Source organism: Wolbachia endosymbiont of Wuchereria bancrofti, assembly GCF_002204235.2.
GTDB lineage: Bacteria > Pseudomonadota > Alphaproteobacteria > Rickettsiales > Anaplasmataceae > Wolbachia.
This window is the reverse complement of record NZ_NJBR02000086.1, coordinates 1-10,688: the sequence shown is the minus strand read 5'-3', so window position 1 is coordinate 10,688 and position 10,688 is coordinate 1. Positions and strand designations below refer to the sequence as shown.

Here is a 10,688-nt window from a genome sequence, read left to right as displayed (position 1 = left end):
CCGTTATTTGGCTATTTTGGGTGCTAGTAAAAAAGTTAACAGTACCTGCACTAACTGGGCTTTTAGGCTTTGCATTTAGCATATGGGTTTTTTAACAACGGTATAAAGTCACCTATCAGGCCTGTTATTTCTACTTAAGCTATTACAGTCAATTATATTGACACTAAACACAATCTAGAGTAGTGGTAAATAGCAATGTTTAAAAGTATTTTCACATTTAGTTTTTTTACAGCTGTTTCAAGAATTTCAGGATTAATAAGGGACATATTAATTGCTATGGTTGTCGGCGCAACCTCTCTTGCAGATGTATTTTTTTCTTCGTTTCGCTTCGCCAACCTATTTCGAGCGTTTTTTGCAGAGAGAGCATTCACTACCTCTTTTATACCATTGTATTCGGCAGAATCACGTGATAGTAAAAGAGCATTTAATTTTGCAAGTAGTGTAATATCCATTACGTTTATTATCGTATTAAATTTTTGCCTCATAACGCAAACTTTCTTTTCTTATATGGTTCAAATATTTACTCCTGGATTCGACCAAAGCAAGCTTGCTCTTACTGTAACTTTGTCAAGAATTATGATGCCTTACATAATCTTTGCTTCAATCGCCTCCCTCATTGGAGGGATGTTACAAGTTAAGCAACATTTTGCTTTAACAGCTATTACGCCGATTATTTTAAACCTCTGTTTAATCGCTAGCTTGCTTGTACCTTGCATAAAAACACCGGCTCATAATCTTTCTATAGCTGTTCTGATCGGAGGAATGTTGCAGTTATTATTGATGCTGTTTGGTGCATACAAATTAAAGGCCTTCTTTTTTTTTAGCATGAAATTAAGTAATGAAGTAAAGTTGTTTTTTAAGCGTGTGATACCAGCAATTATCAACAATTGCGTAATTCAGATAAGCCTATGGATTGATACAATTATGGCAAGTTTTATACCAAATGCAGTGTCCTATATATATTATGCTGATAGACTAAATCAATTACCGCAAGGAGTAGTCGGTACTGCGATTGGTACAGTGCTTCTTCCTTTAATCTCAAAACAGGCAAATGATACTGAAGATACAGTCAAAATACAGAACAGGGCTCTTAACATAGGATTAATGTTAATTATGCCAACAACTGCTGCCTTTATTATTATTCCCAACACAATTTTACTGACACTTTTTTCTTACGGTAAGTTTGATCACTATGCAGTGCAACAAACTGCTCCAACGTTGATAGCACTTTCTCTTTCTTTACCTGCATTCATTATAAATAAAGTATTGCTACTCACGTTTTTTGCTAAAAGTAATCTAAAAATACCAACTATATTTTCAATAGCGTGCCTTGGGATTAATGTGGTACTAAACCTCCTGTTAATGAACAAGTATCAGCATACGGGAATTGCTATCGCTACTTCCATTTCCACTTGGATAAATTCTATTCTATTGGTTAATTACTTAACAATAAACAAAATGTACAAAGTTAGCCAAGTATTATTATTGAATATTGCAAAAATTCTTGTAGCAACAGTAGTTATGTCAGTAGCTCTTTATATTTCTAGTTCCTTATCAGCAAGATTATTCTTCGATAGAATATTTGCTCGTGTTATTTATCTGGCAGCTTTAGTAGTCTTAAGTATTGTTGTTTATTTTGGTACTCTTTACTTAATGTTTATGGGTGATTTTAAGTGTACAAAATTATGAAACTCTCTATATATGTCACACTATCAGTTTCTTTGGTACTAATCCTCTTACAAGTTACTGTAGCTTTTAAGGACTGGGATAGTTACAAGGAGTACCTTTTGCAAGGATTGGAAAAGACGTATAACGCTAAAGTACACATTGGAGGAAAAGTTGAAGTTTCGTTAATCACCCCAAAGCTCACTGTCCATAACGTATACATACAATGCAACAACAATGAAGAGCAAAAATTATCAACCTTGATTGGCGTAAATAAAATTGAAGTAAGGCCATCTATTTTATCGTTGTTCTTATTTTCGCTACAACCAAAGTCAATTACATTGCTTGGTATGAAAGGCAACAGAGAAAATTTTATTAACGTTATAAATGCAAAAGCCAGTAGTAACGCAGTTGATATAGTAATAAAAGACGGCCAAGTGAGCTTAAACAATAATTTCACTGACCATGACAATATCGTTAACATAGAGAAAGTTGTTATAAGAAAAAGTAAGCAATTCTCTGGTGAAATAAGGGTAGATGGTAATGATTATGATTTTTCAGGAAAAGTTAATATTACAAAAAAAAATGTACATATCAGTGTAGAATCAAATTTTATAAATCTGCTATTTACAGGTAAAAAGAATCAAGCAGGGCTACAGGGTAAGTTAACGCTAACAATTAATAATAGTTCTGATTTTATAGGCGACTTGGCAAAAATTATTAATCTTAGTTTTCTTGCTTATGTTATCCCTGGTGAAAATATCGAGATATCATCTAATATCGACTTCAATGAAAATGATTTCACAGCAACTGACTTGAAAATAAAATCCAAGAGCATGCAGGCTAGTGGTACAATACAAAACGATAGAAAAAGTAATCACACTAATATCAATATCAGCTTCGGCAAGGTTAATTTAGATTCTATACGGAATAGCTCACGAAGAATAATAGATATAAAGGATCTTCTGGAATGTTTTAGAAAAGTTGTGCCAAAGAACTTGAGCTTAGCTTTTAATATAGAAGCCTCAAATATTCAATACCAAAATAAGATATTGGATAAATCTCACGCTATATTAAAATTTGCTGATGGTGAAATAAAAGTTGATACGTTACTTAAATTTCCTGGAACCAATAATGTATCTCACTTATCAGGAAAAGTTTCAAATAGCGGTACTCTATCTGAATTTAATGGTAATTTACTGGTAAAAGGGGATGATTTTAAGTCGTTCATTTCATGCTTCTTTCCTTCTATAAAAATGAAGGGAAACCAGAAAAATCAATTTACACTAAGTTCTGAATTACATTTTGCACCCAGGATATTATCTATTTCCAATATCAGATTTCTAAATGAAAAAGAGTTTTTACAAGGGTCAATCAAAGTAAGTCACACAAAAAAACACAATGTGGTTGGTGGTAGATTTAGTGTACATAATCTTGATGCAGATAAGTACGATTATTCATTATTTAGTAATTTGTCCAAAATGGGATGGCTAAAAAATCTGAGGTATGATGTAAGTATAAAGATTAATGCTAATGATTTTAAATTGAATGATACGAAAATTAAAGATCTGGATTTCTTACTGAAAATGGAGAAGGGTAAGCTAGTTGTAGATAAAATCAATCTATCTGGAGAAGATTGCGATATTACCGGTAGCATAGAGATATTAGTAGATCAAAGATATACTAAACCTTTGTTAGACGTAAACCTTACAGGAAATAAATTTAATGGAGATATCTTTAAATTACCGAATTTTATAGAGGTGAAAAGGGATTCAAGAAATAAGATAAATCAAATTCAATGGTCAACAAAGCAGTTTGATTTTTTGGACGATAAAGAAAGCTTTGATGCAAATGTGCAAATCAATGCTATAGAATTTAGGGTTGGGCAGAATGTTTTGAAGAACTTTAACTTGGATGCAGTGATGAGAAATAACACTATCACTATGAGACAAGTAAGTTATGCACTAGAACATGGACAAGTGTTTTTTCAGGGTTATCTAAGATCAGGCTCGATGTATACAAAATTTCTTATTACAAATTTGGATGCTAAAGGAATTGGTAAAGCTATAGGAATTGACAATGTAGATGGTCGGATAAGCTTAAACGGTGAAATTAAAGCTCAAGGAAAAAGTTTTCATGGTTGGGCTAATAATTTGTCAGGAGAAGTCAACTTGCAAGCACAAGAAATAGAATTTACTAATGTGGATTTTAATTCATTTATCACTAATTCATTAAACGGTAAGAATAAATCTGAAATTTCCACACTTGCTCATGATGATATATACAATGGCAGTACACTTTTTGAAAATGTTATAGGAAAAGCAAATATTAAAAATGGCGTATGTTCAACCAGTTTACAATTTAGAATTGATCAAGCATCGGGGTCTATCTCTTCTAATTTAACTTTACCCAACTTTGCTTTAATTTCTTTAGTCAGGTTCTTTTTCATTCTACCAGGTCATAGTAGTCCGATCTATATTGACATGCATTTAGATGGCCCTATTTGGCACCCTAAGATGAATTTTGATGTAGATCAAATATTTAGTACTCTGAAAAGGAATTAGAAGTATTAAATTCATTTTTGCTAAGTGAAAAAAGGCAAACATAGTATGGCTAAAGCAGTCGTATGCATATATTCCAGTTATATGATAAAATAAATGAAAAATATTAATTTTTTAGATAGAATTCATCTCTTAAAAGGATCGTATATATCCGTTTCCTTAGAACTGCCCTTTTTCAATTTTTCGTTTAATAATCTTAGAATGGGCTGTAAATCTTCACCAATCGATAAGCACAGCACCTCTTTATTAAGATAATTGGCTAGGTGATTCTTTTTTTCAAGAATTTCTACTTTCTCCAATAAGTCGCATTTGTTTAACACTACAATTTCTTCTTTTTTAACAAGATCACTATTATAAAGTTCCAGCTCATTGCGCATACAATTATAAGCTGAAATGACATTATCGTGAGTTACATTAATTAAATGCAATAAAATTTTACATCTTTCTACGTGTTTTAAAAATTTGTGCCCGAGTCCAATTCCAAGGTGAGCATCAGTGATTATTCCAGGAATGTCTACTATTACAACTTCGCTATTATCCACTTTTGCCACACCTAAATGAGGCTTTATGGTAGTGAACGGATAGTCTCCTACCTTTGTATCTGCATTTGAACAGCGAGTTAAAAATTTCGATTTACCTGCATTTGGCATACCAATAATACAAACATCAGATAAAACTTTGAGCTTTAATACTACATATTTTTCTTCACCAGACTGGCCACAAGTAAAATGCCTTGGTACCCTGTTAATAGAAGATTTAAAATTAGTATTTCCAAGTCCACCTTTTCCACCTTGCGCTATTAAAAACTCCATATCAGGCTTATTAAAGTCTAATATTATCTTCTCACTTTCCTCATCGATTATTTGTGTGCCGACTGGCACTTTAAGTACAACGTTTTTTCCTGCTGTACCAGATCTATCTCTACTCGCACCACTTTTTCCACTGCCTGCTTTAACGTGTCTCCTATAACGAAAATTAAGCAAAGTGTTGAGATTTGCATCGCTAACAAAAACTATGTTCCCACCCTTTCCTCCATTACCACCATTTGGACCACCAAATTCAATAAATTTTTCTCGACGAAAACTTACACAACCATCGCCGCCATCACCTGCTTTTAAATATAATTTAACCTCGTCTATGAAGTCCATGCTAACCCATGATAATATTTGGCATTTCTTTCTAATGCGCCTTCTATTCTCATTAGCTCATTATACTTTGCAAGCCTATCAGAACGCGATAGCGAACCAGTCTTTATTTGCCCACAATTTGACGCAATTGCTATATGAGATATTGTTGTATCTTCTGTTTCACCTGAGCGGTGAGAAATAACAGCTTTATAGCCACCTGATTTTGTCATTCCAATAGCAGTAAAAGTTTCTGTTAACGTCCCTATCTGATTTGGTTTGATTAGTACAGCATTTGCCATTTTTTCCTCTATCCCTTTACGTATTAGCTCACAATTTGTAACGAACAAATCATCTCCAACCAATTGAACTTTACTTCCTAGTTTTGCAGTAAGCAACTTCCAACCCTCATAATCGTCCTCACTCATCGCATCTTCCATGGAGGTTATCGGGTATTTTTCTACGAGGTTATAATAGTATTCAACCAGCTCTTCTGAAGTAAGCTCTTTATTTGCAAACTTGTAAATTTTATTTTTATAAAAAGTAGATGAAGCAACATCAAGGCCTAGTGCAAAATGATTCTGTGTTGAATAACTGGCAGATTCTATAGCATGCATGATCAAGTCAAGTGCTTCTTCAGTACTCTCAATATTTGGTGCAAAACCACCTTCATCTCCTACATTTGTGCTATAACCTCTTTTCCTAAGAATGCTACGTAAGTTATGAAACACCTCTGCAGACATTCTGATCGCTTCACTAAAAGCCTCAGCTCCAATAGGGAGAATCATAAATTCTTGAAAGTCGAGTTTATTGTCTGCATGGACTCCACCATTAATTATATTAATTAGTGGAAACGGCATAACATTTGCCTGCTCTCCTCCCAAATACCTATACAACGGCATTTTGAAACTGTTTGCTACTGCTTTTGCAGATGCAAGAGACACCCCTAAAGTTGCGTTTGCCCCAAGCTTGGATTTGTTTCTTGTTCCATCCAGCTCGATTAACGCTTTATCGACTGTACTTTGGTCTGTTGCATCCATTCCAATGATTGCGTTTGCTATCACTTCATTGACTGCTTTAACAGCCTTCAGCACTCCCTTACCACAATACCTTTTTTCGTCTTGATCCCTCAATTCCAAGGCTTCTAGTTTGCCGGTTGAAGCTCCAGAGGGTACAGATGCTCTGCCCGTTGCTCCATCACAGAGTTCAATTTCTACCTCAACAGTGGGGTACCCCCTGCTGTCTAAAATTTCTCTTGCAAATACATTATTAATTATTCTTTTTGTCATATTAAACCTCCACTCCTGACATAAACACTACAGTTTCTCTTGCTAGTCTAGCTACATTAATACCAGCACCAATAAATAGTACAATATCGCCTGAATTTGTCGAATCACTGATAAAATTTGAAATGAGCAAAGCATCGTTCATAATCTTTACATTATTAAACCCATTACTGATTAGAGCTTCTTGTATATCATCAATCCTACAACCAAGAATAGGCTTATCTTCTGGAGGATGAACAGGAACAAGGATTACATAGTCAAACATCATGAAAATCCGTATGAATTCATCAAAAAAATTACGAATACGAGCAAAACGAAACGGCTCGATAATGCCTATTATCTTCCCTTTAGTGATTGAACGTGCTGCTGTTAAAGTTGCCTGTATTTCACTTGGATGATGGGCATAGTCTTCAATTAACTTAACGTCTTTTATATCGGCCACTAAGGAAAATCTTCTTGCAACTCCTTTAAATTCCAAAAGGCCTTTTTTAATGTCCACATCATTGATCCCCAACTTTATTGCAACCGATATTGCAGCTAGAGCATTGCTAACTTTATGCATTCCTATTGCGTTTGATAGTACTACATTTTTTATAATTCTGGATCTCAGTGGTGTTATTTGAGTGGACGGTAAAGAAAGAGCTGCTGTCATCTCGGTGCATGACGCTGGGATCCAGTGACTTCTGTCTATACTACAACCATCAATTAACACATCAAATTCTATGCTGTTATTATGTTGCCTTATGTTATTTGCTTTGACATTACTCGCTTTTATAGAACATGACGCCGATTTTTTTTTCTTGATTCCAATGTCGTGCGCTGGGACGACAAGGGGATAAACACCTTCAAACCCAAACGTTATGGAAACACTTTTGCTATCACTAATTCCTACAGAATTAGGCAAAATTGCAAAATCTGCACTATTTATAAATTGAGAAAATGCATTTTTGATATTATCAAATGTTCCATAATGGTCTATATGGTCATTATTAATACTTGTTATAACAGCAATATTTACAGGGATTTTTAGCATAGTTTCATCAGATTCATCAGCTTCGATTAAAAGAATGTCACTCTTGCCAAGTTTTGAGTTATTTTGATAGGAGTTTAATATCCCTCCCACAATCACGGTTGCATCAGTATCAGAATGATCAAAAATAGAAGCAATCATGGCCGTTGTTGTCGTCTTTCCGCTTGAACCTGAAACTGCTATCACATACTTATCTTTCATAATTTCAGCAAGTATGCTTGATCTATGCAAAATAGTCTTATTGTTATTCCTCGCTGCAACTAACTCCACATTATCAGATTTTATGGCAGAAGAATATACAACCACTTGAGCTTGCTTAATATTATTGGCATTGTGACCAATATAAATCTCTATACCTAGCTTTTGTAATCTATCTACATTGTTGTTTGGTTGAGCATCACTACCTTGAACTTTATAATTAGAATTATGGAGAATCTCAGCAATTGCGCTCATTCCAATTCCACCTATACCAATTATATGTATTATTCCTTTCTTAATATCATTCATATTTAGCAGTAGACTTTTACTTATTACTAAATTTATTATAGTATAATTTAAAATCCTCATGGTATCGAGCCCTTTCACTAAATACAATGATAAAAAATCTAGCCCTTCTATGCCTAACATTTATTTTGGTGAGTAGTTGCAATTTTTGCAGCAGGTGTAATGATACTGCAGGTCATTATAAAATTGGTAATAGCTATGCAATAAATGGTATAATTTATCATCCCAAGCACTGTAACCATTACGAAGAGGTAGGAGTAGCATCGTGGTATGGAATAGAAGATCATGGTACACTTACAGCAAATGGTGAAGTGTTTAATCGTCACTTGATTTCTGCGGCGCATAAGACTTTGCCTCTACCCTGCTTTGTTCTCGTTACCAATTTGGAAAATGGAAAAAAGCTTGTTGTAAGAGTTAACGACAGAGGGCCATTTGTTGAAGGTAGAATAATAGACTTATCGGAAAAGGCAGCAAAAGTTTTAGGGCTTCATAAAGCTGGGCTTGCAAAAGTAAAAGTGCAATATTTAAGGAAAATATCAGAGCAATTAATACAAAGAACTCCTCATTATAGAAAGCAGCATGAAAAAGAAATGCAGAAACGTCACCCGAAGCAAGACAATGCGGAAAGTAAGGGGTATATTGCATTTTTTGAAAGTGCTCAGGCTGCTAAATCAGCTGCATCGAAGCTTCGTAACCAAGGAATAAAAAACGTTAGATTGCTTTTTAAAGGTAACCAATATTGCGTGAAAGTGAGTGTGGTGAGAGTTGGATTACAGAATTTAGCAATGGTCGATTGAAAGGTTTGGTTAATAAGAAACGCTGGCTGACTATTGTAAATTAAAAATGTGATATAAAAAAGATATTAACAGTTGGTTTAGCATTATAGAGACAAAGATCAAAATTTATCTATTTACACCTCCAATTTTATCACGCATAATGGGGAGAAAAATTTGTATTTTACGTTCTATCTCTCCATTATTCATTGGTAGGCAAGCTGAGTTAAAGCAACTGCTGGAGCTTACAGAAAAAAAATGCTGCGTCTTTTATAGTAGTTAAAGGAAGACGTCGTATGGGAAAAAGTCGTTTAGTTCAGGAGTTTAGTAAGCATTTCGAGTAGTATTACTCATTTATAGGTTTGCTACAGAAAAGTATACTATAGTATCCCACAAACTTAATGAATTTTCTAGACAAGTTGCTAGACAATTTAGCACGTCTTTTGCTAGATATGATGATTGGAGTGATTTACTGTGAACAGTTGGTAAATATCTACTATCTGGAAAAATGTTATTGCTTTTTGATGAAATTTCTTGGATGAGCTCAAAAGATCCAACTTTTTTAGGATAAATAAAGAATTTTTAGGATACACAGCTAAAAAATAATACCAAGCTAATTTTCGTTATTTGTGGATCGGCTTCATTCTGGATCGAAAAAAATATACTTAATAGTGCTAGTTTTGTAGTAAGGATATTATTGACTATAACGCTTTGGGAGTTATTACTTTCTGATTGCAATAAGTTTTGGCCAAAAAATATTTCAGCATATGAAAAATTTAAGGTATTTGCAGTAATTGGTGGAATTCTGAAGTATTTAGAAGAGGTAATTTTTAAACACTGTGCTAAAGAAAATATCAAAAAGCTTTGTTTAACAAAAGGTGTCTTTTTAGTTTTAGATATCGCAACATGGACGCATTTCCAAGTATCTACGTGAGCTTGAGCTTGCCTGTTTTTTATTGCAAGGGATCACACTTGGAATATGCAAACAGGTACTGATTCACGATTAAGGAGGTACAGACTTCAAGATAATTATTTAAGGTTTTATCTAAAATATATTAAGAAAAATCTAGGAAAATTAATCTTAGCACCTACTCTATGGAACTACTTGCATCTCTACCAGAGAGGTATACAATCATCGGACTTCAATTTGAAAATTTGGTGCTTAACAATAGAAAGAGCATACCTAATATCTTAGGAATTGATGAAATAATAAGCGAAAATCTATTTTTTAGAAGAGGACAGGTAATAGTACTAGTTGTCAAATTGATTATATAGTTCGAACTAAATACATTTGCGAAATCAAGTTTTCAAAAAATAGAATTGGTCATTCAATAATATAAGAAGTACAAAAGAAAATAGATGCACTAAAGCATCCTAAAGGCTTTCCATGCCATCCAGTCATTATTCACATTAATGGTATAGGTGATGATGTTATAGACAGCGATTACTTTTTAAACATAATTGACTTTGGAGAACTACTAAATTGTAAGCAACGTTTTTTGCTCTGCTTTTTCAACTTTGTGTTGTTTAACGTTGAAACAAGATTCCAGTACTTTCATGATATCTTTCTTGAACTCTTATATAACAGTAGACTTTTTGCATGACTTAGCCTAAAAGGCAGAGGAAACTCTATAGTATTTATATTTTTTTTCAGCGTTTCCTTATTCTAAACGCTAGCTGCTTTTTTACAACTGACCTTTAGTTATAGATATTTAAAAAATTTACTAAATAGAAAAAAAGGCAAA

At 33.7% G+C, this 10,688-nt stretch carries 8 protein-coding genes; 5 read left to right on the top strand and 3 right to left on the bottom strand.

All coding sequences use genetic code 11. From position 1 onward, the window contains the following. Positions 1-195: 195 nt before the first annotated feature. Together murJ and CCY16_RS04290 are read left to right on the top strand one after the other, a co-directional pair. Positions 196-1,689: a murein biosynthesis integral membrane protein MurJ gene (gene murJ / locus CCY16_RS04295; protein WP_088415218.1), complete on the top strand. Its 1,494-nt coding sequence runs from the start codon at positions 196-198 to the stop codon at positions 1,687-1,689. Beyond that, positions 1,686-4,229, top strand: a complete 2,544-nt coding sequence (locus tag CCY16_RS04290) for an AsmA family protein (protein ID WP_088415216.1) — start codon at positions 1,686-1,688, stop codon at positions 4,227-4,229. Before murJ ends, CCY16_RS04290 begins: the two co-directional genes overlap by 4 nt. Before the next feature lie 122 nt (positions 4,230-4,351). Here the strand turns inward: CCY16_RS04290 and obgE are convergent, their stop codons facing one another. Genes obgE through murC form a run of 3 tightly spaced genes read right to left on the bottom strand, consistent with a single transcriptional unit; the run spans position 4,352 to position 8,233 of the window. Then, complete coding sequence (obgE, locus tag CCY16_RS04285; protein WP_088415214.1) at positions 4,352-5,374, bottom strand: GTPase ObgE; 1,023 nt, start codon at positions 5,372-5,374, stop codon at positions 4,352-4,354. Beyond that, entirely contained in the window at positions 5,362-6,639 is a 1,278-nt protein-coding gene (gene eno / locus CCY16_RS04280) for a phosphopyruvate hydratase (RefSeq protein ID WP_088415212.1), read from the bottom strand. Before eno ends, obgE begins: the two co-directional genes overlap by 13 nt. A gap of 1 nt (position 6,640) precedes the next feature. Then, the gene (murC, locus tag CCY16_RS04275) at positions 6,641-8,233 is read right to left on the bottom strand and encodes a UDP-N-acetylmuramate--L-alanine ligase (protein ID WP_179946072.1); all 1,593 of its coding nucleotides are present in this window, start codon (positions 8,231-8,233) and stop codon (positions 6,641-6,643) included. 26 nt (positions 8,234-8,259) lie between these two features. Between murC and CCY16_RS04270 the strand changes: the two genes are divergently transcribed. The 3 genes from CCY16_RS04270 to CCY16_RS06445 all read left to right on the top strand — a co-directional run bounded on the left by CCY16_RS04270 (position 8,260) and on the right by CCY16_RS06445 (position 10,218). Then, on the top strand, positions 8,260-8,967 hold the full coding sequence (locus CCY16_RS04270; protein ID WP_088415210.1) for a septal ring lytic transglycosylase RlpA family protein: 708 nt from the start codon (positions 8,260-8,262) through the stop codon (positions 8,965-8,967). 673 nt (positions 8,968-9,640) lie between these two features. Continuing rightward, positions 9,641-9,877: a hypothetical protein gene (locus tag CCY16_RS06450; RefSeq protein WP_245800794.1), complete on the top strand. Its 237-nt coding sequence runs from the start codon at positions 9,641-9,643 to the stop codon at positions 9,875-9,877. Between the two features lie 161 nt (positions 9,878-10,038). After that, complete coding sequence (locus CCY16_RS06445) at positions 10,039-10,218, top strand: hypothetical protein (protein WP_245800793.1); 180 nt, start codon at positions 10,039-10,041, stop codon at positions 10,216-10,218. Positions 10,219-10,688: the final 470 nt, after the last annotated feature.